The organism is Fimbriimonas ginsengisoli Gsoil 348, assembly GCF_000724625.1.
Lineage (GTDB): Bacteria > Armatimonadota > Fimbriimonadia > Fimbriimonadales > Fimbriimonadaceae > Fimbriimonas > Fimbriimonas ginsengisoli.
Genome location: NZ_CP007139.1, coordinates 1,313,625 through 1,340,261 on the forward strand (window position 1 = coordinate 1,313,625; position 26,637 = coordinate 1,340,261).

Here is a 26,637-nt window from a genome sequence, read left to right on the forward strand (position 1 = left end):
AACGTCAGGAAGGACCGTTCATGCTTCTCGAGACATACTCCCAAGACATCGTCGACACGGTTCGGGAGCCGCTTCTCCTGCTCGACACGACTCTTCGCGTTCACTCCGCGAATCGGGCCTTCTACCAAACGTTCAAGGTCACTCCCGAAGAAACCGAGCACCACCTCATTTACGAGCTGGGTAACGGCCAGTGGGACATCCCCGACCTGCGCCGATTGCTTGAAGACGTAGTCCCCAAGAGCCTCGTCTTTAACGATTTCGAGCTCGTGCACACCTTCCCCATCATCGGGCGGCGCGTGATGCTTCTCAACGCCCGCAAGTTGAAGGCCGGAAATCACGGAGAGTTGCTCGTGCTGGCCATGGAAGACGTGACCGAGCGGAGGAGGGCGGAAGAAGAGGTCGCCAAGACCGCGGCGGATCTGAAGGCGATCGAAACGTTCTCCCAGAACATCGTCGATACCATCAGAGAGCCGTTGCTCATGTTGGATCGGACTCTAAGAGTCCACTCAGCCAACCTGGCGTTCTATCAAACGTTCCATGTCTCCCTTGAAGAGACCGAAAACCGCCTCATTTACGAGCTCGGAAACGGCCAGTGGGACATTCCGGCGTTGCGAACGCTGCTGGAAGATGTCGTTCCGCAAAGTTCCGTCTTCAACGACTTCGAGCTGGAACACACCTTCCCCGTCATCGGGCAGCGAGTGATGCTGCTCAATGCTCGACAGCTCAAGGCGGGAAACCACGGCGAGCTGCTGGTGCTGGCGATGGAAGACGTCACGGACCGGCGTCGCGCCGAAGAGGAGGTCGAGAAGGCAAAGGAAACGGCCGAAGCGGCGAATCGAACGAAGAGCCTCTTCCTCGCCAACATGAGCCATGAACTTCGGACCCCGCTAAACGCGATTTTGGGCTACTCGGAGATGCTACAAGAGGAGGCGGCCGATCAAGGCGTCGAAGACTTCCTGCCCGACCTCCAGAAGATCCACGTCGCGGGTAAGCATCTCCTCGCGCTTATCAACGACATTCTCGACCTCTCCAAGATCGAGGCCGGGAAGATGGATTTGTATCTGGAGACATTCAGTATCCCGAAGCTCATCGAGGAGGTTACGGAAACGATACAACCGCTCGTGAGGGCCAATGGCAACACGCTTAGCGTCTTCTGCCCTCCAGATCTGGGAGTGATGCACGCGGACTTGACGAAGACTCGTCAGAGCCTCTTCAACCTCCTCTCCAACGCGGCAAAGTTCACCCGTGAGGGCGCGATTTCTCTAGAGGCATCCAGGGAAACGATGGATGAGAAGGAATGGATCTGGTTTAAGGTCTCGGACACAGGAATCGGAATGACGCCGGAACAGATGGTGCGGCTCTTCCAAACCTTCAGCCAAGCCGACACTTCCACTACGCGAAAGTTTGGAGGGTCCGGTCTCGGGCTGGCGCTGACGCGACGATTCTGCCAGTTAATGGGTGGAGAAGTCACGGTGAACAGCGTGCCCGGAGAGAGCAGCGCGTTCACGATAAAAGTTCCGGCGACGGTTCGGGAACTCGAACATGCCGATGCCGCCACCGCCGAGGTTGTCGCCGCCGCCAAATCCGAAGGAGAGGCGCCTACTTTGGTCGGAAGCAGTGTGCTCGTTATCGACGATGACCCCGTTCAGCGAGACCTGATGCGCCGATTTCTCGTTGGTGAGGGCTTTTCCGTTCAGACGGCTAGCGACGGCGAAGAAGGGCTGCAACTTGCCCGCAGCCTACTGCCTATCGCCATCACGCTGGACGTCATGATGCCGGGCATGGATGGATGGACCGTGCTTTCTTCGCTTAAGGCGGACCCACTCCTTTGCAATATTCCAGTGATCATGCTCACGATGGTCGACGATCGGAAGCGGGGCTTTTCGCTGGGAGCGGCCAACTTTATGACAAAGCCCGTGGATAGGAGGGGCTTGGCCGACATGTTGAAAAAATACCGGTGCCCACATCCGCCGTGCCCGGTGCTCCTCGTCGAGGACGACGCGGTGACACGCGGATTGATGCGCTCGATGCTGGAGCGGGCCGGTTGGACGGTGAGCGAGGCTGAGAACGGTCGGGCCGCTCTGGAGCGGATCGCCGAGAATCGACCAGCCTTGATCTTGCTGGATTCGATGATGCCGGAAACGGACGGGATCGGGTTGGCCACGCAACTCCAACAAAAGGAAGAGTGGTCTTCCATACCCGTAGTGGTGTTGACCGCCAACGACTTCGACGCGAAGAAGACCCACGGCCTGGGGGGAAACGTCCATATCGTGCTCGATAAAGTTGGGCGTCCGAGAGAGGAGCTTATGCTGCAGGTGCGGGACGTTTTAGCGGATTGGGCTCTCCTTATCGCCGCCTTGCCAGCCGGTAAGTCTGAAACTGCTTAGCAAGGGAAGGGAACGAGATGGCGAAAATACTTTTGGTCGAAGACAACGAAATGAACCGCGACATGCTTTCCCGAAGGCTTATGCGGCGGGGCTATGAGGTGAGCATCGCCATCGACGGCGAAAGCGGTCTGGCCCTCGTGGGCACCGAGAAGCCGGACCTCATCCTCATGGACATGAGCTTGCCGATCCTCGATGGCTGGGAGGTTACGCGGCGGCTCAAAGCGAATCCGCTCACCCAGCGGATTCCTGTCATCGCTCTGACCGCCCATGCGATGTCGAGCGACCGGGATAAGGCGATGGAGGCTGGGTGTGACGACTACGATACCAAACCGGTCGAGCTGCCTCGGCTGCTAGAAAAGATCGAAGCACTGCTGACGATGAGTGCGAGCCCCTCGGGGGAGGTGTGAGACTTAACGACCGAGGAGAGGTCTCAAGGACCTTAATGCACGATCTGAGAACCCCCCTTCACCAGATCATCGGGTACAGCGAGCTTTTGGTCGAGCAGGCCGAGGCGGAAGGGGAACCGGCATACCTTCCGGATCTGGTCAGGATACGATCCGCGGGACGACAGCTTCTCGGCCTCTTGGAAGGATCGACCATTTCCGAATTGCCGCCATTGCCACTTGCGACGGCTCATGCGCCTGCGGCGCCTCGCGCTGCCCGGCCGCGTGAAGATTCGTCCTTGGTCTTGGTCGTGGACGATATCGAAGTGAATCGGGACGTGTTGTGCAGGCGTATCGAGCGCGAAGGGCACCGGATCGAGGTTGCTACCAACGGAATCGAAGCGATGGAAGTCTTGCGATCGCGGGCTTTCGACCTCGTGCTGCTCGATATTATGATGCCGCTCATGGACGGCTATCAGGTGCTGGAGTCGATGAAGGCGGATCCCGAATTGAGTCACATCCCGGTGATCATGATCAGCGCCCTCGACGAAGAAGAAAGCGTCGTCCGCTGCATCGAGATGGGCGCGGAAGATTATCTTTGCAAGCCGTTCCACCCTACGTTGCTACGGGCGCGCATGGGAGCATGCCTGGCTCGCAAGCGCGCCCACGACCGCGAGAGGTCCCTCACGGAGCAGTTGCAGCAAAACCTGACCCGGCTCCAAGACCTCGAACGCCTACGGGACGATCTCACGCACATGGTCGTACATGACCTGAGGACACCACTCACCTCGCTGATCGCCGGCATGCAGTCGATGGATGGAGTGGGAGATCTAAACGACGATCAGCGAGAGATGATGCAGATCGCCATCGACGGCGGGGCAACGCTCTTGGGGATGGTCAACGACTTGCTCGAAGTCTCCCAAATGGAGGCGGGCTCGATGCAGCTCGAATACGGCGAGGTCGACCCTTACGCCCTGATCGCGGAGGCCACGGCACAGGTAGCTTCGCTGCTCCAGGGTAAGGGGTTGCGCCTGGTGACCGAATTGTCGCCGGGTCTAAGTCCGTTCCGTGGCGACGAGTCCAAGCTGCGCCGAATATTGGTCAACTTGCTGGGGAACGCCATCAAGTTCACGCCCTCGAACGCGGAAATTACGGTTGCGATCCGGCAAACCGACGATTCAGCGGGACTCTTGTTTTCCATCCGCGACCATGGAGAAGGGATTCCAGCCGAAGCCTTTGAGCGGATCTTCGAAAAGTTCGGGCAGGTTGAATCTCGCAAGAACGGACGGAAGATGAGCACCGGCCTTGGACTGACGTTCTGCAAGCTCGCCACGGAAGCGCACGGCGGGAACATAGGGGTTGAGAGCATGCCTGGGATTGGCAGCACCTTCTTTTTCACCATCCCCAAGGGGAACATCCCGCTCGCCGCGAACGGCACTTAGCGGCTCTGAACTCAGATCTCCGGTTGTTGCCCGTATATTTGCAGGGTTTTGTGCGAAAAGTTGCTAATTAGCCCCCGAGGGGCCTCCGAGCGAGGTCACACCACAGAGCCTCGCAAAGGAGCTAGTTTTGGAAACCGAAAACATAAAAGTTAATATTGAAGACGTAACACGATTGCGTCATCAGACTGCGTATTGGCGCGTCGGGGGGGCGGTCGCTTCGTTAGCCATCGTTGGTGTGTGTCTCTCACTTTTGAACTCGTCGGTACGAGGACTCACCCAGCAAGGACCGAGCCAGGACCGATACGTTTCAGAGCTTCAGCTCGGCCTCAACAAAGACTTTATCCCCCGCCTCCAGCAGGTGGCGAGTCGGACGATGAGCGAGATGCAGCCGGTCGTTCAGAAGGAATTTGAGAATCTGAACACCCGCGTTCCAGAACTCACGCAGGCATCGATGAAAGAGGTGGATCAGCTCCAGAAGAGCCTCCCGGAGCGAGGCGAGAAAGTTCTCGACGAGACGTTCGGCGCGGCGCTTCGAGCCCAGGAACCAAAGATCCGAGAAATGTTCCCCTCCGTAAAAGAGGAGCAAGTAAAGGCTCTAATGACGAGTCTCTCGGATATGGCAACCGTGCGAGGGTCGCGAGTTGCGGACGAGCTGCTGCTGCCACACACAAACCGCATGCGCAGAATCGTGGAGGGACTTCGAAAGATCGAGGCCACCGAGAAGCCGCCCGCGCCGGGCGAGGTCGCCGACTGGCACATGGGCCTCTTGGTCCTCGACCTGATGCGCGAAGACCTAAAGGAATTCGAGCCGAAAAAGAGCGACGTCAAGGCGTCGGCCGCGGACAAATCGAAACAGTTGGAGACGAAACGATGAGCGAAACCATTCCCACTGCGGAAACGCCCCAATCCTCCGAAGGGCTCGCCGAAAACTTCCTCATTAAAGAAGTAGCCAGAGTCCGCACGAACCTTATCCGCACCCGATTTATGGTCGCCGGCAGCGTATTGTTCCTCGGCGGATATATGTGGTACCTGACGAGTGGCTTCCGAGAAAATCTCGAACCCAAGACGGCGGCGTTCATCACGACCAGCCTCGTGAATCAGCGTTTAGACGAGGCGGAGCCCCAGTTCGCCACCTTCATTCGCGAAAAGGTTCCGCAGACGATCCGCGGGGCTCCCGACTACGCGTTAGCCCGATTGCCCGAGTACCGAGCCTCGATCGAGAATCGTGTAGAGCATGATCTCCGAGGTCAGGCTGAGGCGAGCTCGGCTCAACTGACGAAGGAGCTGGGCGAGTTTCTGACGTTGCACAAGACGGAAGTCGAGGCAATGCTTCAAGAGCCCGATAAGGCGGCATCCGCCAACGCAATGGGCGCTGCCCTCGAAGAAAGGTTCCGTACCTTCCTGGCTGAGCAGCCGGTAGCGGGCGAAACGATCAAGTCGAGACTGGACAAGACGCTCAAGTCCATGGACGACATCGAAAAGAGAACGACACGACTGGCGGCGAACAAAGGACTCACTCCTACCGAGCAGAAAACCCGTCGGGCGATCGCAAACCTAATGCGGCGCGTAGACTCGGCGAAAGGGCAACCTACTCGTTAGCCCAAGGGACAAGCTTCGGCTGAAGATGAATACAATCTCCGGATGATCCGAAAGCCGACGCTCTATCTCATGTGCGGCCTTCCCGGTTCGGGCAAGACAACGTTGGCCAAGCGTTTGGAGCAGGACGCGCCCGCCTTGCGGTTGACGCCCGACGAATGGATGATTCCACTTTACGGCGAGGGTATCGGCGAACCCGACACGATCGTTCGATGGAACGATGCCCATGACCGGGTAGAGCGGATTCAATGGCAGATCGCCGAGCGGGCTCTTCAATTGGGGATGAACGTCGTTCTGGACTTCGGGGTCTGGTCTCGCGAGGAGCGCGAAGATTTCCGGACGAGAGCCGCCGGCGTGGGCGCCCGGTCGGAGCTGATTCTTCTCGACGAGCCACTGGACGTGCTCAAAACGAGGGTTAAGGCGCGAAATAGCGCAACGGGAGAGGCGGCTTACCCAATCAGCGAGGCCGAGCTCGAACGGTGGCACGCGGTGTTTCAACCACCTAGCCGAGACGAGTTAGAGCCGCGTGAGTAAGAATGGCTTCTCCGATTACGTTTGGTAACCTCGGACGGCATGTTGCTCGTTTCCGCGGTCTTACTGTCGCTTTCGTTCCAAGGAGGGGCGCCTACCAACCCGGTCTTGGTAGGGGCGGACCCACATGCGATGCGCATCGGACGGCAGTTCTGGATCTATCCCACCCAGAGTCCGGCGGACGGGCCGGGGTTCTTCGCCTTTTCGTCAAGCGATCTGAGAACGTGGACGCAACACGGGCCGATTCTCCGGTTCGCGAACGTGAAGTGGATTAAAGACGATGGAGAGACGACGCATTACGCCTGGGCGCCGGGGGTGGCGGAACGGTACGGGAAGTTCTATTTCTACTACGCGGTCGGCCCGCAGGGGCGGACGCCTTCCCGCATCGGCGTTGCGGTCGGCCCCCGGCCGGATGGTCCGTTCGTCGACTCAGGGAAGCCGCTCCTGACCGGCGGCAAGGGGTTCGAGGCGATCGATCCGATGGTTTTCGGAGATCCGCGGACGGGCCGCTTCTACCTTTATGCGGGGGGAAGCGCGGGGGCTAAGCTGCGGGTGTTCGAGATGACGGACGACATGGTCAACCTCCGCCGGGAGATCCCAGTGCAGACGCCGCCGAAGTTTACCGAGGGGCCGTTCATGCATTTCCGGAACGGGGTGTATTACCTTTCGTATAGCCATGGCGGATGGCGGGATGCCTCCTACTCGGTCCACTATGCGACGTCGAATACGCCCGTCGGCCCCTGGCGGTACCGGGGAGCGATCCTAACCAGCGACGAGCACCACAAGGGGCCGGGCCATCACTCGATCTTCTGGGGACCGGGGCCGGACGAGTGGTTCATCGCCTACCACCGGTGGAACAACGCCGTGGGAAACGGGCCTTACCGAGGCCAGCGACAGATCGCCATCGAACCGCTTCATCACGAGTACGGAACCTGGATTCGACCGGTGCGAATGACCGACAATGCGCCGAAGTTGTCGCCTCTAGTTGGTATTGGAAAGGGGTGACCATGGAGCTTACGTTGCAGCCAATTGGGTACGTGCGGGCAACGAAAGGGTTCAAGTTCGACGCACCACACCAGCCGGACGTCGGTTCGGACGAAGTCAATTTCATCGAGCTCCTGCCGGGGCGGCAGTTCGAACTCGCGCTCCAGGACCTGGACGGGTTCGACAAAATCTGGCTGATCTCGTGGTTCGATCGAAACCGAAGCTGGCGCCCGCGGGTGCTTCCGCCGCGGGGTCCGGCTAAACGCCGAGGAGTGTTTGCCACTCGGTCACCGCATCGTCCCAATCCTATTGGTCTGACCTGCGTTTCGTTGCTCGGCATCGAGGGCCGGATCCTCAAGGTTGGTGCGCTGGACCTGACGGATGGAACTCCGATTCTGGACATCAAGCCCTACTTGCGCACGGTCGACTGCCATCCGGATAGCCGCCTCGGGTGGGTTCAGGAGATTGAGGAGCGCGAGGCGACTCCTCCCGCCTTCCTAGTCACATTGGAGCCTCTAGCGGAACGTCAGTTGCGCTGGCTGCGAGAAGTCTGGAACCTCGACTTCACCGAGCGCGCCTTCGCCCTCCTAAAACGCGATCCCGCGCCTCACCGGACGCGCCGCATCTTGCAGCTCTCCGAGAATCGGTACCGCATCGCCTGCGGTCCTTGGCGAATGTTCTATCGAATCGAAGGCGATTCAGTAATCGTGGAGGAGGTCGCCAGCGGCTTTTCCCGCGAAACTCTGTCGGCTTCGACGGGTGAGAAGACGACGGATCGCGAGGCGCACATGGCGTTCCTCCACCTCGACTGGTCCGTTTGAGCCCAGTTCTGGGGCGGTCTTTTCGAACATTAGAAGCGAGGTAAGCCCGTCCGCCTTCAAGTATCTACATAGCGGTTTGGGATCGGTCAGTCTTGATTGACAATGGTGAGTGCTTGGTGTAATTCGTTTTCAAGTCACGCGTCAATAGATAGATGATTTGGTTTCCTTTGGTTGCTTCGGCATTTGGACTTACGCAAGTCACTCCTGAACAGCATTGGCCGGGAGGCATGTATGGCAAACATAGGATCGTCTTCGTCGGTTGGCACGACGAGATGGACAGCCGGGATCAGTGGGGGGCGCTCGACATGGAGAACAAGGCGTTCACCGCGGCCCCGACGAAGGGAACGATCTTTCTGGGTCTCGACCGGGCTCCCGCAAATTGGCCCTATGGGTACCAGTGGAGCGGCGTGACGCGAGACCTTTACGTGGACGTCGCCAGGTTTCCCATGCTGATGGCCCGCGTTATCCAAGTGCAGGGTTATGCGCACTTGGATATCGATGTGCTGGATGCCAAAAGCAAAGCAATCAACACGCTTCGCAGCAACACGCTGACCGCGCCGGGAATCTCGTCGATCGACCTAGGGAGACTTTTGCCGCCGGGCCAGGCGCACCTCCGTCTTCGCTTGATCGTGGGAGGACCGAACGAAGGATGCTGCGCCACCTACGACTGGGTCCGATTCGTAAACAAGGTCGATGCCGATTTTCTCACTAAGGACCCCGATTGGGGCTACGTCCGGATGCACGGCATGATGCTTCGCTAGGGGTGCTCAACGCTCCAGTTCTGCTTGCCCTGTTGTGCCTCATCCGGCGTGATCCAATCGAACCGAATACAATGGTAGGAAGATACGCAAGCCTAGGCTCTATCTTCTCTTTCAAACTTGGTCGCTTTAAGGTGAATCGGCATCCTTTACCGCCAAAGATTCGATTCGAGGAGCCGCTTGCCAAGTAGCGGCTCGCAGCTCTCGGGGACTCGCCCCGTAGCTTTGTCGAACGAGCCGGGAAAAATGATAGGGAGACTGGAACCCGACGCGAGAGGAAATTTCGGTGATAGAAAGTCCGGTGTTGAGCAAGAGTCGCACTCCGCGCTCGGTCCGTTTTCGCCAAAGGTATCGAATCGGCGTTTCCGAAAAGTGCTGGCGAAAGAGGCGCGTTAGATGCTGGGCCGACATCTGGGCCACTTCGGCTAGATCCCCGAGCGTTTGGGGCTCGGAGAGGTTTGCTTCGAGATAATGAAGAGCCTTTTCCAACGATTCCCATGTCCCCACGAAAGTAGGGGCGTTTGCATCGGCGAGGAACGCTTCGAACGCACTGATCGCCAACGCCTCCAACCAATACTCCATCTCGCCTACGTTGAGCGTTTGAAGCCCGAGGTCGATGACGGCGAGAAGACGACTGGATGCAACGGCGGTTCGAGGAGCTCGTTGAAGTCGATCGGCAAGGCCGAATTTCGGAACGTCCGGATAGATCGCCACCCACGTATGCCGTGTTGGACGATCTGTGGCGAACCTGACATGCTCCGTCTGCCCCGGGAACATTAGAGCACAACTTCCTACTGGAATCTCGAACTCCTCGTTTTCAACGGTTGCTACCGCTGATCCGGAGGTGACGACGACTAGTTGATAAGTGGCTTGGATGCGTGGGCCGCACGTTCCTCGGGGATCGTACTGAGCTTCGCCGAAGTTCGCCCTCGGGGCGAGGCGCATGTTGATTGCAGATAGTTTTTTGACATGCCTATACATCGACGAGAGGTCACTCATATGCATATCATACAGGTGCGTCATCGAAAGCGCGATGTGACGCTTCTCGCGCAGCCTTATCTTATGAACCCCCTCAAGCCGTTTTCCAGGACCTTTCTGGCTCTCGTAATCGCCGTCCCTGCGCTTTCCTCGATTTGCCAGGCCGACGCCGTCGACGACTTTGTACGGGCTCGGATGTTGAGGGACAAAATTCCGGGGGTTTCGCTTGCGGTCATTCGGGACGGGAAGGTGATCAAATCGGCAGGCTACGGATATGCGAACCTGGAGCTCGGAGCGACTGCTACTCCAAATACCGTCTACCAAATTGGTTCCATCACGAAGCAGTTCACCGCCGCGGCCGTCATGCTTCTGGTCCAGAACCGCAAACTCGGTCTTGACGACAGGCTTTCCAAGTACCTCCCGAATGTGCCCGCCGCTTGGGCTGATATCCGAATTCGCCATCTCCTAACGCATACGGCGGGTCTCGAGGGGAACGGCATTACCACTACGGAAAAGACCTTCTTTTCGGATTTCACCGAGGATGAGATTCTCGAATCGGCCAAGAAACTTCCGCTGATTTCGAAGCCGGGGGAGCGGTTTTCATACAGCAACCTCGGTTATGACTTGCTCGCAATGGTTATCGAGCGGGTTAGTGGCGTCAGCTATCGAACGTTCGTTTCGGAGCGCCTCCTTCGTCCCGCAGGTATGCACTCGACCGACGTAAACGACCCACTGACCATTGTTAGGTCACGGGCGCAAGGGTATTTATTCGTAGACGGCAGACTTCGAAACTGTATTCAAATCAGTCCGACGCAATTCCGAGGTTCTGCCTCTCTTTATTCGACCGTCCTCGACCTCGCAAAGTGGGACATGTTCCTTACGCACGGTAACGTCCTTCAAAAATCGAGTCTTGCCGCAATGTGGGCGCCTATGACTCTTAACGACGGCAAGGCGACTGGCTACGGATTTGGGTGGTTCCTATCGTCGATTCGCGGGCACCGAGTCGTTCGTCACAACGGCGCGATGAACGGGTTCTTGGGAAACATAGCGCGATTCGTGCACGACAAACTCACCGTCATCGTCCTTGCGAATCAGAGCGGAGTTGCCGATACCGAACGGATGGCCACGGCCATTGCTCGATTGTACGTTCCAGGGCTTCGGTACGCGCCTCCCGTGAAGCTTCTCGCCGCGCCGAAGATAGGCCCAAACGAACTCCGAATGCTTACCGGTCGATATGAGTATTGGGGTGGCGGCTACCTGCTCACGGTGGCCGCAGAAAAAGGTCGGTTGGTGGGCCATATGCCCGACGCGGGGCTTAATGACTACTTGCCGCTTTCGGATGGTTCGTATTGGCAGCCGGATGACGGGGTTCAACTGACTCCCACTAGGGATTCGAAAGGCCAAGTGGTTGGCCTGAAGGTGAGATTCGACGGCGGCTGGGTACATCCGATTCCAAAAGTCGGCCCTCTCGTCGCGGACCTTGTGCCGAGCCGAGATACAAATCCGGCGCTAAGTAGGGAGATCGAAGCCGACTTCTCGGCGTTCGGGAAAGGACCGGCAGCGGTCAAGAAAATGCTCGGCATCCTGCCGGCCAAGGCTAGATCGGTTTCTCGACCGGATCTGAATTTCGCCCGATTCTGTGGTCTTCAATTCATCGCCGAGCAAGACGTCGCCGAACGAGGCATCGAGAGAAACGGCGCAAAAATCGCCTGGATCAGATATTTCAGGTTCGCGAGTGCCACAGGCAGGAAGTTCGCGATGGTCTACCTTACGAAGGACCACCTCCTTGCGGACTACGACCTTACCACCGAGTAAGCCGATCGAATACCGCCTGGCGAACACCGGGTGTTTCAACCACCTGCCGAGACGAGTTAGAGCCGCGTGAGTAAGAATATGTTTCTCTGAACATAATGGATCTAATGGAACCAAACAAGCCTTCCGATCCTTTTGTCATTCGCAATAAATTTGTTCCAGATATTGTCATCGGGTCGTTTAACGGTGAAGTCGTAGCGGAATGGCTTAGCCTGTCGGATGCATCTCAGCGCTGGCTTATCGGTACGGTCGGCCAAGCGTCCGAGATCAGTAATGTTGTTAGCGGGCTGAAAATGGGGGTCAACGAGGTGCGCCAAGGCGCCAGGGTCGTATTGGGTGGACGGTTCACTCACTGGATCATCAATCCGGCGCCTGGTTTTCCCACCATTGCGGTCGAGGGGACCGTCGCGCCAAATACCCTGTATGTGGCCCTCGATGGCGGAAACTTCAACCTCGGCACCCACCTGCTCACGCACAGCATTCTGGGCGACGCGGACGAACTCGCCACCGGCATCTTTAAGTCGGGGCAGTGGAACGTGGTGCCGTACGAATCGATTCCTCAGCCTCCGGTTGTGCCCAAGGTGGAGGTCACGGCTTCGGTCGGAGCGATCGTGCTTCGAGACAATCGGTTCACGATCGGACCGGGCGACCCCCAGAAAACCGATCCAATCTACTTGTTCCAACGGGTGGAGTGGTCGAATGGGTTTTCCTTCTGCAATTTGGCTACGAACATGTTCCTCGGCTATGCCGGGGATAAACAGCCCCTCAAACCGTATCCGATGATGTGCGTCGAAGCGCTCTGGCAAAAGTGCTACTGCGACGGACCTGGTTATTGGTGCGCCTACCGTCCCTGGTCCAGTCCGAATATGGTTCTCACGGTCGCCGGAGGAGGAAGACCGCCTTTCGGCTCGGACGTTATCGTGGACAACTGGACCGGACAGCACGATAACAATATGTGGGCGATGTTCTAACTAGCGGCTGGCGAGAGGGTCGATTCGGCGGGTCGACCCTTTGAAGTAGCCTAAATCGCATGGTCCTTCCTCTCGTGCTTGTCGCGTTCGTGGCCCAAGCCTCGCCTAAGAACTACCTTGCCGACATCGTCGCTGAGATGACGAAGGAGTGGCCGCGAAATCGGACGATCGAGATCGTCTGCCATGGCCACAGCGTGCCCGCCGGGTATGCCAAGACGCCGGAGGTGCGGTCTCTCGACGCATATCCGAACCTCCTGCGCGAAGGCTTGGCTCATCGGTTTCCGCACGCCGTTATCAACGTGACCGTCACCGCGATCGGAGGTGAGAACTCGATCCAAGGCGAAAAGCGATTTGCCAAAGACGTCCTCTCTCGACACCCCGATGTCGTGACGATCGACTACGGGCTGAACGACCGGGGCCTCGATCCTGCGGCGGTGCGGGACGCCTGGCAATCCATGATCGGCCAGGCAAAGCTTAGGAACGTCAAGGTGATCCTTCTGACCCCCACCGCGGATCTCAGCGCGAAAATGGACGACCCCACCGATCCCTTGACGAAACAAGCCGTCGCGATTCGCCGGCTGGCCCAATCGGAAGGAGTCGGCCTCGTCGATAGCTTCGCCTTATTCCAACGGGAATTAGAGCGCGGAACCCCGCTGCCTTTCCTAATGGCTCAGATCAATCACCCCAATCGGCGAGGCCACGAACTTGTGGCCGCCGACATATTAGAGTGGTTTCCGAATCAGGAGACGGGCAAGGCACACAGTGGACGTCGATAAGGACGAAGTCGGCCCCTTGGAAGAGACCTCACCATCTCGGCAATAACTGCGCTATACTGAACCATATGGTTCAGTATAGGCAAGCTGGCTTCGATGCCTCGTTCGGCGCGCTCTCGGATGCGACGCGGCGGGGCGTTCTGGAGCAACTGGGACGGGCGGACGCTTCGATCACCGCCCTGGCCGAGAGGTTTCAGATGACCCTTACCGGCATGAAGAAGCATGTAAGCGTCTTGGAGAAGGCGGGGCTCGTCAGCACGGAGAAGGTTGGACGCGTGCGGACCTGCCGGCTCGGATTGCGCGGACTAGCAGAGGAGGCGGCATGGATCGAGAGCTATCGCCAACTCTGGGCTGCGCGCTTCAACGAGTTGGACATCGTCGTTGAGGAATTGAAACGGAAGGAGAGCGCAGATGAAAGGTAATAAGAACGTCACGGCCACGGAATACCCATCGAGCGAGATCGCGGCGTTCGAGCAATTTATTTGCGGATTCACGGGCGGAATCCTTCGCCGGGCTCGAGAGATTCCCGAGGAAAGGTGGAACTGGAGCTTCTCCGAGCGCACGCCTACTGCCCGGGAGATATGCGAGCACGCATGGCTTTGGCTGCGGAGCGATCGGCAGGAGATAACGGTGCTCGACCCGGCGCGACAGGTGGCCATCCCAGATCCTCCTCAGGACCGCGCCCAGATGCTGGATTTACTCGAAAGTGAGAAGGAGGCTTGGCGGGAGCTCATCCAGACCATTGAGGCGCCTTTAATGAACGAGCTCAGATACAGCCCGGACGGCTATTCCCGATCCGTTCGAGGCTACTTGTTCCACATGGCGCAGCACATCGTCAGCAAGAGCGGCCAGATGACGATGCTTCATTTCGAGCTCGGCCTCGATGGAGGCGAACCGTATGATGCCCCCCACCCGAACCGCCTCTACGGCTTCGGCTCTCCAGCCTGGCCCGCACCGAGGCACTGAGCCATGGTCTCGAGACTTCGCGACAGTTGCTGGAGGCCCGTTACGATCAACCCGGACAAAGCGGCACGGTTTGACAAGTTGGACGGCGTCGCCCAGAAAAGGAAAAACAAATGAAAGTAGATAAAGAAATGGAAGCCACGCCCACAAAGGTGGAGCGGAAGTCCGAGCTCGAACTCGTGGTCACCCACACCGTCGACGCGCCGGCGCGCCTCGTATTCGAGGCGTGGACCAAGGCGGAACTGTTCAGGCGGTGGTGGGTGCCCAAATCGTATGGGCTGAACCTGGTCTCCTGCGAAATGGACGTTCGGGTCGGAGGGCAGTATCGTTTGACGTTTCTCCACGAAGGCTCGACCATGGAGTTCTTCGGCACCTACCTCGAAGTGACCCCGCCCTCACGCCTCGTTTGGACCAACGACGAGGGCGACGGCGGCCAAACCGTTACCACCGTGACCTTCGAAGAAATCGACGGCAAGACCCTATTGACGGTACACGACCTCTACCCCTCGCCGGAAGCCGTCGACACCGGATCGACCGGCGCGATGCCCGAGATGCTCGGCCAACTCGACGAGCTTCTTGCCAGCCTGAGATCAGGCACGGAGGCAAAATGACGCATCCAATCCATCGATGGATCGCTCTCCTTCTGTTGACGCTCCTTATGACGGCCGCGTCGGCGCAGCAGAAGCCAACGACGGGCTACGCACCGGTCAACGGGCTCAAGATGTATTACGAAATCCATGGAAAAGGCGAACCGGTGGTGTTGCTGCACGGCGCGCTCATGACCATCACCAACAACTGGACCGGGTGGATCGGCGACCTTTCCAAAACTCGGAAAGTCATTGCCGTCGAAATGCAGGGGCACGGCCGGACGGCCGATATCCCACGAGATATCACCTACGAAAATCTGGCGGACGACGTGGCCGGACTGCTCAATTATCTCAAGATCCCCCGAGCGGATCTTATCGGCTACAGCCTGGGCGGAGGCATCGCGCTGCAGTGTGCGATCCGCCATCCGGACAAAGTGCGAAGGGCTGTCATCATTTCATCCACGTTCCGCAGTGACGGCATGGTCGCGGGAGCCCACGAGGCAATCTCGCAACTTACGGCGGACGTTTTCAAAGGCTCGCCCATCGAGGCCGAGTACAAGAAGCTGAGTCCGACTCCGGACTACTTCCCGAACTTCGTCCGGCGAATCGCCGACGCCGCTTCGAAACCGTACGACTTCGGAGCCGACAAGCTTAAGGCCACCACGGCGCCGATGTTTTTCATCCATGGCGATGCCGACGGCGTGCGCCTCGAGCACATCGCGGAGATGTTTCGCCTCAAAGGTGGCGGGACCCACGGGGACATGGGGCCGCGCTCCACATCGCGCTTGGCCATCTTGCCCGACACCACCCACGTAACCCTGATGCAGCGCATGCCCATCATCGTCCCAATGGTGAACAACTTTCTCGACGCCAAGCCGTAGCCTTGCTACGGCTTGGCGTCGAGAAAGGCGTACCTCAGTCAACTCGACCGGCCCGGTCGACGCTCTCAGCGTCTCCCTCTCCAACTCCTTCGGGGAGCGAAACGGCCCATCCAGGTTCCGCCGAGTTTGGACTCTAGTCGGAGCCTGGGAGGGTCTTGGACTCAAGGCCGTGGAGGAGGGCTCGAAGACGGCATCACTTCACGCCTGCGAGGGTGCGTATGTGGTCGTTTGCGAAGTATTGGGCGCCGCCTTCTTCGACCGCTTGCACGATCAGGTTCGCTACGAATTCCGGAGTATCTCCCGCGGAATAGTCGGACGCCGGGGCGGTCGGGGAGCTGCCCATCCGGTTCTTGCCGAAGTTCGTCGCGGTGATGTACGGATACACCTCGCCCACCGCGATTCCGTCACCCTCGAGCTCTAGGCGCGCCGTTTGAGTAAAGCCGAGAAGCGCGCGCTTGGAGGATGAGTAAACGCCGTAGCTCGGGATGGTCATAAAGGCGGTGCCGGAGTTAATGTTAACGATGCTGCCGCCCTGCGAGCGCATGATAGGGATGACGCTTTGCATCGCCACGATGGGACCGAGTACGTTCAGGTGAAAGATCTCGTCGAATAGCTCCGGCGCGATCTCTTCGATGGTGGCGGTATAGCTTCGTCCGGCGTTGTTGATGAGGCCATCGATCCGGCCATAGTGGCGGTGAACCTGCTCGACCGCAGTCCGAACGGCTTCAAAATTCGTCATGTCCACCGCAAGGGGCAGACTATCGGGCAGACGAGCCGAGAGTTCGGTGAGTAGATCGTAGGATCTGGCCAGCAGGGCAACCTTTCCGCCCTTTCGGGTGATCGCTTCGGCGGTGGACAGCCCGATCCCCGAGGATGCGCCGGTGACGATAAAAACGCGATTTTGAATATCCATAGAGTTGACCCCTTGTAAAATGGAGGCACGCTCCACTTACATCTATTATAAACGGAGCCATCCTCCGTTTCGTCTCGTGACAAGACAGAATGCAAAAAAAGCCGCGTGCCGACGCCATCCGAAACCGGGAACGATTGCTCGAGATCGCCCGCGAGAGCTTCGCTGAGATGGGGGACGCCGTCACCTTCGACGAGATCGCCAGTCGATCCGGACTCGGGGTTGGAACCCTCTACCGGCACTTTCCCAACCGCGAAGCCCTGGCCGAGGCGGTGTACCTCGCCGAGCATCAGCGCCTAGTGGAGGCCGCTAAGGAGTTCGAAGCGACCCTGTCGCCGGTCGAGGCGCTTCGCGCTTGGCTCCGCATGTTTGTCGAGCTGTTGGCTACGAAGCGGGCGATGAAGGAGTCCTTGAACGCCTTTTTCGATCAGAAGCCAGACGTCTATTCCGCCGTGCGGAACCTGGCAGGCGAAACCATTTCCCGATTGGTGAAGAGCGCCGAAGAGGCGAGGGAGATCAAACCGGGAATCGATCCAACCGATCTGCTTCGAGCGCTGGTGGGAATTTCCACCGCCAGCACTGGGCCCGAATGGCGGGACAGCGCCCTGAAGATGGTCGATTTACTCGTGGCGGGAATGGTCGCCGAGGCTCGCTAGTCGCAGATAGAATGTGTCGTGCTGTTTCTAGCGACTCTTGCATTCGCTCACACGCGAGCCAATGAGCCCGTTTTATGCGTCGAGTATCTACGCGGAAGAAAATGCATCCTGATCACGCAAGGTAAAGGCTACTACGACGAAGGACCGTACGAGACGCATCGCCTCAATACCCGGTACGGGCGGGTCACGGTGAAGTTGGAGCACGACCACTTCCCCAGCTATCCGAACGTCGACACCGGTCCGGAAGGGTACGCGCTTGCGATCCGTACTCCGAAGCAAGTGAGCGTCAAACTCCGATTCGGCGGCGAAATCGACACCGTCATCGTGGACCATCGCCGCATCGGCTTCTCCCTCCCTCGGCCTACTTCATACCGTTGCACATTCGCCGGCGGAGACCACCTTTTCGAAATCGCATGGCCACCCACGGAGTGACGCGCGAATCTCGAAGGGGTAGTGGTTTCGGGACGGCAATGTTCGAAGGTTGCTCCGTAGAAGACAAGCTAAGCCGCTGTCCGTCCTAGACGCTTTTCAAAATATTTTTGGCCTGCTTTTGACGTTAGCGACGGTTCAAGGCAGGGAGCGGGATTCTGCCGGCTAGTTACGAGTTTGGCCTGTCCGATGTCCCATTCGTCAGGATAGCGCTCGTAACAAGGTGAAGGAGGCGGTCCTCCCGTGATGCGAATGCGGGTTGGGCGACGACCCAAGCGAGCCCGGACATCAGGGCGAACAGATCCTCCCCATCCATATCGGCGCGCGCCGTTCCCTCGGACTGAGCACGGAGCAAGAGCCGGGCGCCCGCAGAGTGCAGCGCCGTGCTCGAAGCGTGAAGCGCTGAGTCCGGGTCCGCGTGGGCGTTCGCCAACAAGTCGCAAATACCGCTATACGTACGGGTGAACGCCACCGCCTCGCGAATCCAGGACACGAGCGCTTCGTCTGGTGAGCTCGACGTTTCGAATTCGGTCGCCTGCTGCGTCAGGGCATCCGCTTTCACCCGCAGCAACGCATCGAACAGGGCGTCTCGGGTCGGGAAATGACGAAGCAGTGTGGCCAATCCAACATTTGCCCGACGGGCGATTTCTCGCATCGATGAGTCGACCCCGTGCTCGATGACGACCTCATGCGCGGCCGGAAGTATGTGGTTGTAATTCTTTTTGGCGTCGGCTCTCATAAACCTCTTGACAAACGGATCACTGATCCGTTTATACTGAATCCGTATATGGATCAGTGATCCAGAAGAGTACCCGAAGTTCCAGGGAACACAAATATGAGCACAAGCATGAAGAGACTCAACGGCAAGACCGCCGTAATCACCGGTGGCGCTACGGGCATCGGCCTCGCCTCCGCAAAGCGTTTTATCGAGGAGGGCGCGTTCGTATTCATTTTCGGCCGCCGGCAGGAAGCGCTCGACGCTGCCGTGGCAGAACTCGGCCCCAATGCCAGAGCCGTAAAGGGCTCTGTCTCGGATGAGGCCGATCTCGACCGACTCTACGCGGCCGTAAAGGCCGAGCGCGGAACCCTCGACGTCGTCTTCGCCAATGCCGGAGTGGGAAGCCAGCTTCGGCTCGGGGAGATCACCGCCGAGCACATCGATGAAACCTTCGATGTCAATGTAAAGGGAACAATCTTCACGGTCCAGAAGGCGCTGCCTCTAATGGGCAAAGGCGGTTCCATCATCCTGACCGGATCAAGCGCCGGCGCCACCGGAGCCCCGGCGTTCACCGCCTACAGCGCCAGCAAGGCGGCCGTGCGCAACCTCGCCCGGACCTGGGCGGAGGACTTGAAGGGCACCGGCATCCGGGTTAACGTGCTGTCGCCCGGGGCAACGGCGACCGAACTCGCAAAGGAAGCATTGGGCGACGAGGGCCTAAAGATTTACGGCTCGATGACGGCGCTCCAGCGCATGGGCGATCCGGCGGAGATCGGAGCGGCGGCCGCCTTTCTCGCGTCCTCGGACAGCAGCTTCATGACCGGCAGCGAGATCGCCGTCGACGGCGGCCTCGCACAAATCTAACCCGGGCAAGGTCCCATCGCGGGGCTGCCAGCCCCCGCCATTCGCGGGATAGCGCCCCAAAAGTACACAAGAAGAGACAAAGACTATGAAAAACCTAGAAGGCAAGATTGCCGTGATCACGGGCGGAAGCAGCGGGATTGGCTTGGCCACCGCCAAGCGCTTCATTGAAGAAGGTGCGCACGTGGTGATCACCGGGAGACGAGAGAAAGAACTGGAGGAAGCCGCCGCCGTCATCAAGAAAAACGTTACGACGGTCGTGGGCGACGTTTCGCGCTTGGAAGATCTGGACCGGCTTTATGCCGTCGTGAAAGAGAAACATGGTCACATCGACGTTCTCTTCGCGAACGCGGGAGCGGGAACAATCTCCCCGCTTGCAATGGCCACCGAGGCTCATTTCGACCAGACCTTTGACGTGAACGTGAAAGGGCTCTTCTTTACCGTGCAAAAGGCCCTTCCCTTGTTCAAGGACGGCGGTTCGATCATTCTAAACTCGTCGGTCTCGAACGTACTCGGGCTGCCAGGGTTTAGTGCCTACGCCGCGAGTAAGGCGGCCGTTCGCAACTTCGCACGCGCTTGGACTTTCGAACTGAAGGATCGAAAGATCCGCGTGAATTGCATGAGTCCCGGAGCAATCGATACCCCGGCCCTCACGACAACGACCGGCCTCACCGCTGAACAAGCCCAGCAGGCAGCCGAACAGTTCACCACGCAGATCCCAATGGGGCGCAGAGGCATGCCGGAGGAAATCGCGGCGGCAGTCGCGTTCCTCGCGTCGGATGAAAGCTCTTACATCACTGGCATAGACCTCGCCGTCGACGGGGGCATGGCGCAGGTCTGACCCCGGCGCGGTGGTCCCGGGGCTGGCCACCAGCGCCGCCAATCGTAGGGCCACGCTCATCAAACCTGCTTCGAATCAAATCTCAGAGAAATATCATGAAATACTCAATTATCGGCTTCGGCAATATCGGCAAGGCGCTGGCCACGGCGTTTACGCGCAAAGGCATCGAAGTATCGGTTGCAACCACACGCGACCCGGAAAGCTTTGCATCCGATGCGGCCGCGATCGGACCCGGGATCGTCCCCAAAACACTGGCGGAAGCGGTCAAGGCGGACATCATCTTTTTGGCAGTCCGTTTCGAGTCGCACCAGGACGTGGCGAAGGCACTCCCCACCTGGCAAGGAAAGACTATCGTCGATGTGACCAACGCCTACGGCGTGCCTCTCGAGAAGTTGGACGGGCTCCCGTCCTCCGCCTTCGTTGCGAAGTCGTTCGTGGGCGCCAACGTCGTGAAAGGTTTCAATCATCTAATCGCCGCCACCCTATCTGCCGACCCGGCCGTCTCCGGCGGCCACCGGGTGGTCTTTTTGTCTAGCGACGAGGAGGATGCGGTCGCGCCCGTGGCGGATTTGGCCAAACGACTCGGGTTCGCCCCCGTCGAGCTTGGTAAGTTCGACGAGGGTGGCGCGCTGGTGCACGCGCACGACGACATTTGGGGCCGGCTCATCTTCCAGGACTTGTACAAGAAGGAGCAGTAGCGACCGCGACCTGGCCCGCGGTCCCGTGAGCTGCGTCCTCAAGTCAACGCGGTGTGGAGACAGGTGCTCACAAGAAGGTCGACGCGATCCACCGTTGTCGGCCCTCTTCCCTCGCATAAGTCCACCGGCTAGAGGCCGGGAAAAGCCAAGGATATTCGAAACCTAGCCTCGGCTGCGAGGTATCCAGGTTCAAGAGGATGTGGCTTGCCGTCCTATACACTTTTCAAACCACTAACCCAATGTTTGAACTTCGTTCACCGCCGCTTCAAGGGCTTGACTATGGAAGCTTGCGTGTTCGACCGTGTCGCGAAGAGGTTGGAGATCCAATTCCCAGTTGGTATCGGAGGGAGCCGTGCTGAGGCGCTGGAGACTGTCTCGCATGCCGCGCATCGACTGCGCCAGCATCTCCAGCTGCGCGTCGACGCGCTCGACGACGAGCGATAGGTCTCGAACTGCCTGTAACCGCCCCTGGCATAATTCGAAGCTTCGCTCCAAGGCTTCACGGGTCATCGAGTCATTGGTTTGATCGAGTCGCTTCCTAATCTCTTCCATCTCGGAGGAGACTTGGGCGGGCGTCGAAAGTCCTACCGATCCGCGGTCCCGCACCGATCGTAGTCGCGTCTCTTCATCGATCAGCCGGTTGAGCTGCTTCCACACGTCGTCGCCGGTTTCCTCGGGTAGGTTCAGGCGGTAAAGCACGAGGGCGGCCTCGCTGTAGGCGCGCTGTACCGGAGAGAGATCCAATACGGGAAGCAGTGCGGCCAGCTCGTCTGCGGAAAGCCGCTTGCGGCTCGTTTGGTAGCCCAGGTAGGCGTGGAGAAAGCCAAGAACGAGGACACTGAGTACGGCAAAGTTTACAGAGGGATTTCCGAGCATCGGTTTCACGGCTATGGAGCCGACAAACGCGACACTATAGAAGACGAACCAGGCAAAGCAGCCCTTGCCGTACTGCTTCATCCAAAGCGACTGGTACGCCTTTATCGCTTTCGCATGCTCAGGCACCAGGCTCGACGTCCCCGGCCAGGTGTATTGCTGGGCAAATTGGTCGGCCAGCCGAAGAATTTCCGGGTGAATCCGTCCATCCAACCTCATGGCCTTAAAGATACGCTAATCGGAAGCTGGGGGGACGCACTCTGCCTTTGAGGGGCCACGTGAAGTCGGTCGGCCCAGTTTCGTCGGATTTCCCGTATGGGCGCGGGCCGAGGGTGGGCGCCTCGTCAAGATCGGACAAACTCGGGCTGGCATGTTTCGTTTTGCGATCGTCGGTGCTGGGTGGCGTTCCGAGTTCTTTCTCCGGATCGCCCGGGAACTCCCGGACAAGTTCGAAGTAACGGGAGTGCTGGCGCGGCGGCCCGAACGCGCAGCCGAACTGCGGAAAACCTGGCCGATTCGGATTTATGACTCGATCGATCAGATCGCGGCCGACCGGCCGGACTTCGCGATCACTTCCGTTTCCTGGGAGAGCAACCCGGTCGTAGTCAAGGCTCTGGCGGATCGCGGCATTCCTGTCCTCTCGGAGACCCCGCCCGCCTCGGATGTCCCCCAAATGATTGAACTCAATGAGCTGGTCAAACGTGGGGCGAGGATTCAGGTGGCCGAGCAGTACTGCTTTCAGCCCTTGCACGCGGCCAGAATCAAGCTCGTTCGTGACGGAAAACTCGGCGAAGTCTTTCAGGCCCAGGTGTCGGTCTGCCATGGGTACCACGGCATCAGCCTCATCCGTCGCCTTCTCAGTATCGGATATGAGCCGGCCAAGATCGTCGCACGAACATTCCCCGAGGTGGTCGTCGGGGGCCCCGACCGAAACGGCCGCCCCCCGACGGAGGAACGGCTTGACCGTCAATCGCAGCTCGTCGCGTACCTCGATTTTGGAGATAAGCAAGCGGTATTTGATTTCGTCGGATCCATGTATCACTCCTACATTCGGTCCCATCGCATGTTGGTGCGGGGCCTGCGGGGGGAAATTAACGGCGACCAAGTCCGGTATCTGGAAGACTTCCGGACGCCGATCGAATACGCGCTCCGAAGGGTTGACGCGGGACAAACCGGCAACCTCGACGGACACTTCCTCCAAGGAGTGCTTGGCGGCAGCGAATGGCTATACCGGAATCCCTTCCCATTCGCGAGGCTAATGGATGACGAGATCGCGATCGCGGAATGCATGTGGAAAATGGGCGAGCATGCCCACGGAGGACCCGACTTCTACTCCCTCGCCGAGGCCAGCCAGGATCATTACCTGTCCCTTCTCATGAACCAAGCGGCAGAGACAGGATCGGAAGCGACAAGCGTACGGCAACCGTGGGCAACCGGCGGGAATTAAGCACGGGGCCAGTCGCATATGTAGTCGTTCGCAGGAAGGTGGTGGACAAAACATCATCTATGATTAGGCCGTGAAGCTGTTCTCTTGGAACGTCAACGGTATTCGGGCGGTGTTGCGGAAGGACATGTTCGGCCCTTTCGTCGCCACGGAAAAACCGGATGTCCTTTGCCTTCAAGAGACCAAAGCGCAGCCCCACGAGGCGGTCGTCGATCTGCCCGATTACGAGGAGTATTGGAACTCGGCCGATAAGAAGGGGTATTCCGGAACCGGCATTCTCACCAAGACCAAGCCTCTAACGGTTCAGAGAGGCTTGCCGGCCGAAATTCTCGCGAAGTACGACATGAGTACGGACGGTTACGGCGACCCGAATGCCGAGGGTCGCGTGTTGATGGCGGAATTCGAGAAGTTCTTTCTCGTCACGGTTTACACGCCAAACGCCAAAGACGACCTGAGCCGCATCCCCTTACGCCGGGACCACTGGGACCCCGCATTTCTCGAATACTGCCAGCTCCTGGAAAAGTCAAAGCCGGTTGTCTTCTGTGGCGACTTGAACGTCGCCCACACCGAGCTTGACCTTGCCAATCCCAAGCCGAATATGGGGAAGAAAGGTTTTACACTGGAAGAGAGGGCCGGCTTTCAGGCCTTTCTCGACGCCGGCTACATCGACACCTTCCGCATCTTTACGCAAGGCAACGGTCACTACACATGGTGGAGCCAGATGGGCGGCGCGCGAGCGCGCAACGTAGGGTGGCGGATCGACTATTTCCTCGTCTCATCCGGACTGCGAGACAAAGTCACTGCCGCCGAAATTCACGCGAGCGTGATGGGGTCCGATCACTGCCCGATCAGCCTGACCTTGGACCTTTGAATTAAGCGAGTCTGGATGCGCTCGAGCACATCTACCGGGATCAAGCGAGTGTGCTCGTTCAAGTGGGCCTCTTGAATCCCGCGGGACTCCCGGTCTGCCCCAGCGAATGTGCTCGCAAACTAATCGACCCCTCGATCCCCAACCGCAGCTACTAGATATGATTCGGCACTGAAACGAAGTGACTCGGAAAAGTTCGAACCCTAGTCGGGCATGCCAGGACGAGAGCGGCTGGCCGTCCTAGCTTTTCAAACTTCGGATCTCAACGTCAAGGAGAAAGACGGCATGCCCAAGACGACCTGATATCAAGTAGATTGTGTCGACAGAGTATGAGAGCGTTGCGCTTCGGAGAGGGCACAAATGCGTAAGCCACGGCACGAGGTGCGCGACGGGATCCACGGGTTTGTCACATTTGACAATGTAGAGCGGGACCTCATCGATAGCCGACCGTACCAGCGACTCCGTTCAATCCATCAACTTGCCTTAACCTATCAACTCTATCCGGGAGCAACCCATCGGCGGTTCGAACACTGTCTGGGCGTGATGGAAATCGCCTCACGGATCTTCGACCGGCTGTTCGACGGGCAAGTACCCGACAACGTAAGGGGGCGTATCGCTGACGAACTTCAGAATGATAAGGGGTACTGGAGGCGGGTCTTGCGGGCAGCGGCGCTACTCCATGATCTAGGCCACCTCCCGTTCTCGCACGCCGCTGAAGCCGAACTGCTTCCCGCCGGTTGGGACCATGAACGCTTGACCGCCGAGATCATTCGTAAGTCCGAGATCAAGGATATCCTCGGGAACGCCACATCGCCCATCAAGCCAGAGGATGTCATTGACATCGCGTGGTCGCCAAAGGACCGGGCAAAGGCGGAACCGGACTTTAAACTTAGTCCTTGGAAGGCTCTGCTAAATGAGATCATCACGGGGAACACATTTGGAGCAGATCGCATCGACTATCTGCTGCGTGACTCGTGGCACGCAGGAGTGGCCTACGGACGATTCGATCCCGATCGATTGGTGGCGGGTTTGCGGCCGATCGTAGCTCCAGATACCGACGAGGTCGCGATTGGATTGGACGACGGGGCGATCCACGCGGCGGAGGCCTTGCTATTGGCTCGTTATTTTATGTATACTCAAGTCTACATGCATGAGGTGCGTCGAATCTACGACCTACACCTTCAGCGCTTCCTACAGGCCTGGTTGGCCGAAGGTAAATTCGACGTGGCTTGGGAAAGGGCGATCTTGAATACGGACGATGAAGTGCTTGCGGCGATGCGAGCCGCGATGGCTGACCTCAATCACCCTCACCATGTCCTAGCCCAACGGGCGATGGGACGGCAACACTTCCGAACCGTTTACTCACTGGCGGCTCCCCACAAGAAGAAAAAGCCAACAATATTAGAGGACATTTACGCATTTTTATGCGGACAGTTTGGGGATAGCCGGATTGAACGGTCGCAGTATGGCCCCAAGTCCGAGGCAAACACTTTTTGGGTGGTTCTTGAAAGTGGAGACCTTCAGCGGGCCGAGGAGTTCTCAAGTGTCATCGCCCACGTCCCTTCTATCGAGATCGGGTTCGTCTTCGCCGAGTCAGCCATTAAGGACCAAGCCGAAGAAAGCATCAAAGCCAAGTTTAAAAACGTCCTTTCAACGCCAAAGCCCAGAACTAGGAAAAAATGATCGACTTCACCCGACATTGGTACATCCTCGAAGCCGTCAAGGATCTCCGCGCTGCCGGAAGTTGGGCGGGCAAAACCCACGTTATCAAAACTCTTGCTTTGGTCAATCTGTTGGAAGAAACTCCTTTTGACTTCGTTCTGTACAAGCATGGTCCGTACTCTTTCGATATCGATGCAGAACTTGAGCAACTCAGAAGCTATGACGGCTTGGTCGAGGAGCGAGTCGGTGGGTATGGCCCTCGGTTGAAGCCAGGTGCCGGAGCGAGGTTCGTTGTGACGCAGGCATCGCCGCCCAAAAACGCGGCGGAATTGATCAAGAAAGCGGCCAATTTTGCCAAGGATCGCGATGTAAGCGGCTTGGAGGCAGTTGTGACATCTGCATGGATCGTGGTTCGCGAAGACATCTGCGATGCGACGATCGTCGCTCAGCGACTTGTTGAGCTTAAGCCTCACATTTCGGTACTGGTCGCCCGAAAAGCCGCCGAAGAAGCGATTGAATTCATTGCCTGTTAAGGCAGGTGACAAATATGCATGAGGTCACGCATTTTTGACGGCACAGCCTAGAACAGAGGCGGTTGCCCTGTTCGTGCTGGCCGTTAAAGTCTTCGTAAGCGCAGTTACGGCGCGTTTGAATCTTACTTAGGGCTTCCGCTCAATTTAAGTTCAATTCTCCCAGAGCTGCCGGACTAGGATTCGAACCTAGACGTGCGGCACCAAAAACCGCTGTCCTGCCATTAGACGATCCGGCAACGTCGGGGTGAGTATACCGGGCGGGTGGGGATGATTTTTG

29 protein-coding genes, 1 tRNA gene and 1 pseudogene are annotated in these 26,637 nt (G+C 58.4%); 26 read left to right on the plus strand and 5 right to left on the minus strand.

Going from position 1 to position 26,637, the window contains the following annotated elements; genetic code table 11:
• Positions 1 to 20: 20 nt before the first annotated feature.
• From OP10G_RS05945 to OP10G_RS05985, 9 genes are all read left to right on the plus strand, one after another.
• Complete coding sequence (locus OP10G_RS05945; protein WP_025226802.1) at positions 21 to 2,387, plus strand: hybrid sensor histidine kinase/response regulator; 2,367 nt, start codon at positions 21 to 23, stop codon at positions 2,385 to 2,387.
• Between the two features lie 17 nt (positions 2,388 to 2,404).
• Positions 2,405 to 2,794: a response regulator gene (locus OP10G_RS05950; RefSeq protein ID WP_025226801.1), complete on the plus strand. Its 390-nt coding sequence runs from the start codon at positions 2,405 to 2,407 to the stop codon at positions 2,792 to 2,794.
• Entirely contained in the window at positions 2,791 to 4,212 is a 1,422-nt protein-coding gene (locus OP10G_RS24120; RefSeq protein ID WP_025226800.1) for a response regulator, read from the plus strand. The genes OP10G_RS05950 and OP10G_RS24120 overlap by 4 nt, the downstream gene beginning before the upstream one ends.
• A gap of 235 nt (positions 4,213 to 4,447) precedes the next feature.
• Positions 4,448 to 5,086, plus strand: coding sequence for a hypothetical protein (locus OP10G_RS05960; protein WP_144241020.1), 639 nt, complete (start codon positions 4,448 to 4,450; stop codon positions 5,084 to 5,086).
• Positions 5,083 to 5,811, plus strand: coding sequence for a hypothetical protein (locus tag OP10G_RS05965; protein WP_025226798.1), 729 nt, complete (start codon positions 5,083 to 5,085; stop codon positions 5,809 to 5,811). Before OP10G_RS05960 ends, OP10G_RS05965 begins: the two co-directional genes overlap by 4 nt.
• A gap of 42 nt (positions 5,812 to 5,853) precedes the next feature.
• The gene (locus OP10G_RS05970; RefSeq protein ID WP_025226797.1) at positions 5,854 to 6,342 is read left to right on the plus strand and encodes a P-loop nucleotide/nucleoside kinase family protein; all 489 of its coding nucleotides are present in this window, start codon (positions 5,854 to 5,856) and stop codon (positions 6,340 to 6,342) included.
• Positions 6,343 to 6,381: 39 nt separating this feature from the next.
• On the plus strand, positions 6,382 to 7,344 hold the full coding sequence (locus OP10G_RS05975) for a family 43 glycosylhydrolase (RefSeq protein WP_025226796.1): 963 nt from the start codon (positions 6,382 to 6,384) through the stop codon (positions 7,342 to 7,344).
• Positions 7,345 to 7,346: 2 nt separating this feature from the next.
• A complete protein-coding gene (tsaA, locus tag OP10G_RS24125; protein ID WP_025226795.1) occupies positions 7,347 to 8,144 on the plus strand; it encodes a tRNA (N6-threonylcarbamoyladenosine(37)-N6)-methyltransferase TrmO in 798 nt (265 codons plus the stop codon).
• Between the two features lie 152 nt (positions 8,145 to 8,296).
• Positions 8,297 to 8,905 (plus strand): hypothetical protein, encoded by a 609-nt coding sequence (locus OP10G_RS05985; RefSeq protein ID WP_025226794.1) that lies wholly within the window; start codon positions 8,297 to 8,299, stop codon positions 8,903 to 8,905.
• 126 nt (positions 8,906 to 9,031) lie between these two features.
• On the opposite strand, the gene OP10G_RS24130 is transcribed toward OP10G_RS05985, so the two are convergent.
• Entirely contained in the window at positions 9,032 to 9,901 is an 870-nt protein-coding gene (locus OP10G_RS24130; RefSeq protein ID WP_158409152.1) for an AraC family transcriptional regulator, read from the minus strand.
• Between the two features lie 15 nt (positions 9,902 to 9,916).
• On the opposite strand from OP10G_RS24130, the gene OP10G_RS24135 reads away from it, so the two are divergent.
• The 7 genes from OP10G_RS24135 (at position 9,917) to OP10G_RS06025 (ending at position 15,867) form a co-directional block, all read left to right on the plus strand.
• Entirely contained in the window at positions 9,917 to 11,695 is a 1,779-nt protein-coding gene (locus tag OP10G_RS24135; protein WP_227625070.1) for a serine hydrolase domain-containing protein, read from the plus strand.
• 104 nt (positions 11,696 to 11,799) lie between these two features.
• Positions 11,800 to 12,663: a hypothetical protein gene (locus tag OP10G_RS06000; RefSeq protein WP_038472668.1), complete on the plus strand. Its 864-nt coding sequence runs from the start codon at positions 11,800 to 11,802 to the stop codon at positions 12,661 to 12,663.
• A gap of 59 nt (positions 12,664 to 12,722) precedes the next feature.
• Positions 12,723 to 13,439 (plus strand): SGNH/GDSL hydrolase family protein, encoded by a 717-nt coding sequence (locus tag OP10G_RS06005; protein ID WP_025226790.1) that lies wholly within the window; start codon positions 12,723 to 12,725, stop codon positions 13,437 to 13,439.
• 65 nt (positions 13,440 to 13,504) lie between these two features.
• Positions 13,505 to 13,858, plus strand: coding sequence for an ArsR/SmtB family transcription factor (locus OP10G_RS06010; RefSeq protein WP_025226789.1), 354 nt, complete (start codon positions 13,505 to 13,507; stop codon positions 13,856 to 13,858).
• Complete coding sequence (locus tag OP10G_RS06015; protein WP_025226788.1) at positions 13,848 to 14,402, plus strand: DinB family protein; 555 nt, start codon at positions 13,848 to 13,850, stop codon at positions 14,400 to 14,402. The genes OP10G_RS06010 and OP10G_RS06015 overlap by 11 nt, the downstream gene beginning before the upstream one ends.
• Before the next feature lie 110 nt (positions 14,403 to 14,512).
• A complete protein-coding gene (locus OP10G_RS06020; RefSeq protein ID WP_025226787.1) occupies positions 14,513 to 15,010 on the plus strand; it encodes an SRPBCC family protein in 498 nt (165 codons plus the stop codon).
• Complete coding sequence (locus OP10G_RS06025; protein ID WP_025226786.1) at positions 15,007 to 15,867, plus strand: alpha/beta fold hydrolase; 861 nt, start codon at positions 15,007 to 15,009, stop codon at positions 15,865 to 15,867. The genes OP10G_RS06020 and OP10G_RS06025 overlap by 4 nt, the downstream gene beginning before the upstream one ends.
• A 193-nt stretch (positions 15,868 to 16,060) precedes the next feature.
• On the opposite strand, the gene OP10G_RS06030 is transcribed toward OP10G_RS06025, so the two are convergent.
• Complete coding sequence (locus OP10G_RS06030) at positions 16,061 to 16,780, minus strand: SDR family NAD(P)-dependent oxidoreductase (RefSeq protein ID WP_025226785.1); 720 nt, start codon at positions 16,778 to 16,780, stop codon at positions 16,061 to 16,063.
• Positions 16,781 to 16,869: 89 nt separating this feature from the next.
• Here OP10G_RS06030 and OP10G_RS06035 point away from each other — a divergent pair, with 89 nt between their 5' ends.
• Entirely contained in the window at positions 16,870 to 17,433 is a 564-nt protein-coding gene (locus OP10G_RS06035) for a TetR/AcrR family transcriptional regulator (RefSeq protein WP_025226784.1), read from the plus strand.
• Positions 17,434 to 17,451: 18 nt separating this feature from the next.
• Entirely contained in the window at positions 17,452 to 17,865 is a 414-nt protein-coding gene (locus tag OP10G_RS06040) for a hypothetical protein (protein WP_025226783.1), read from the plus strand.
• Between the two features lie 166 nt (positions 17,866 to 18,031).
• Here OP10G_RS06040 and OP10G_RS06045 read toward each other — a convergent pair whose 3' ends face one another.
• Positions 18,032 to 18,601 (minus strand): TetR/AcrR family transcriptional regulator, encoded by a 570-nt coding sequence (locus OP10G_RS06045; RefSeq protein ID WP_025226782.1) that lies wholly within the window; start codon positions 18,599 to 18,601, stop codon positions 18,032 to 18,034.
• Positions 18,602 to 18,709: 108 nt separating this feature from the next.
• Here OP10G_RS06045 and OP10G_RS06050 point away from each other — a divergent pair, with 108 nt between their 5' ends.
• The 3 genes from OP10G_RS06050 to OP10G_RS06060 all read left to right on the plus strand — a co-directional run bounded on the left by OP10G_RS06050 (position 18,710) and on the right by OP10G_RS06060 (position 20,980).
• Complete coding sequence (locus tag OP10G_RS06050) at positions 18,710 to 19,444, plus strand: SDR family NAD(P)-dependent oxidoreductase (RefSeq protein ID WP_025226781.1); 735 nt, start codon at positions 18,710 to 18,712, stop codon at positions 19,442 to 19,444.
• A gap of 85 nt (positions 19,445 to 19,529) precedes the next feature.
• Positions 19,530 to 20,282 carry an SDR family NAD(P)-dependent oxidoreductase gene (locus OP10G_RS06055; RefSeq protein ID WP_025226780.1) on the plus strand — a complete coding sequence of 251 codons (753 nt, stop codon included), beginning with the start codon at positions 19,530 to 19,532 and terminating at the stop codon, positions 20,280 to 20,282.
• Positions 20,283 to 20,377: 95 nt separating this feature from the next.
• Positions 20,378 to 20,980 (plus strand): NADPH-dependent F420 reductase, encoded by a 603-nt coding sequence (locus OP10G_RS06060; protein ID WP_025226779.1) that lies wholly within the window; start codon positions 20,378 to 20,380, stop codon positions 20,978 to 20,980.
• 231 nt (positions 20,981 to 21,211) lie between these two features.
• On the opposite strand, the gene OP10G_RS06065 is transcribed toward OP10G_RS06060, so the two are convergent.
• Positions 21,212 to 22,072, minus strand: a complete 861-nt coding sequence (locus OP10G_RS06065; RefSeq protein WP_025226778.1) for a hypothetical protein — start codon at positions 22,070 to 22,072, stop codon at positions 21,212 to 21,214.
• A gap of 151 nt (positions 22,073 to 22,223) precedes the next feature.
• On the opposite strand from OP10G_RS06065, the gene OP10G_RS06070 reads away from it, so the two are divergent.
• From OP10G_RS06070 to OP10G_RS06085, 5 genes and pseudogenes are all read left to right on the plus strand, one after another.
• The gene (locus tag OP10G_RS06070) at positions 22,224 to 23,300 is read left to right on the plus strand and encodes a Gfo/Idh/MocA family protein (protein ID WP_025226777.1); all 1,077 of its coding nucleotides are present in this window, start codon (positions 22,224 to 22,226) and stop codon (positions 23,298 to 23,300) included.
• A gap of 70 nt (positions 23,301 to 23,370) precedes the next feature.
• Positions 23,371 to 24,168, plus strand: coding sequence for an exodeoxyribonuclease III (locus OP10G_RS06075; protein WP_025226776.1), 798 nt, complete (start codon positions 23,371 to 23,373; stop codon positions 24,166 to 24,168).
• Between the two features lie 23 nt (positions 24,169 to 24,191).
• A pseudogene (locus OP10G_RS27810) lies at positions 24,192 to 24,323 on the plus strand (dienelactone hydrolase family protein); the annotation flags it as partial.
• Between the two features lie 202 nt (positions 24,324 to 24,525).
• On the plus strand, positions 24,526 to 25,848 hold the full coding sequence (locus OP10G_RS06080) for an HD domain-containing protein (protein ID WP_025226775.1): 1,323 nt from the start codon (positions 24,526 to 24,528) through the stop codon (positions 25,846 to 25,848).
• The gene (locus OP10G_RS06085; protein ID WP_025226774.1) at positions 25,845 to 26,360 is read left to right on the plus strand and encodes a hypothetical protein; all 516 of its coding nucleotides are present in this window, start codon (positions 25,845 to 25,847) and stop codon (positions 26,358 to 26,360) included. The genes OP10G_RS06080 and OP10G_RS06085 overlap by 4 nt, the downstream gene beginning before the upstream one ends.
• A 165-nt stretch (positions 26,361 to 26,525) precedes the next feature.
• Here OP10G_RS06085 and OP10G_RS06090 read toward each other — a convergent pair.
• Positions 26,526 to 26,596, minus strand: a tRNA-Gln gene (locus OP10G_RS06090).
• Positions 26,597 to 26,637 lie beyond the last annotated feature (41 nt).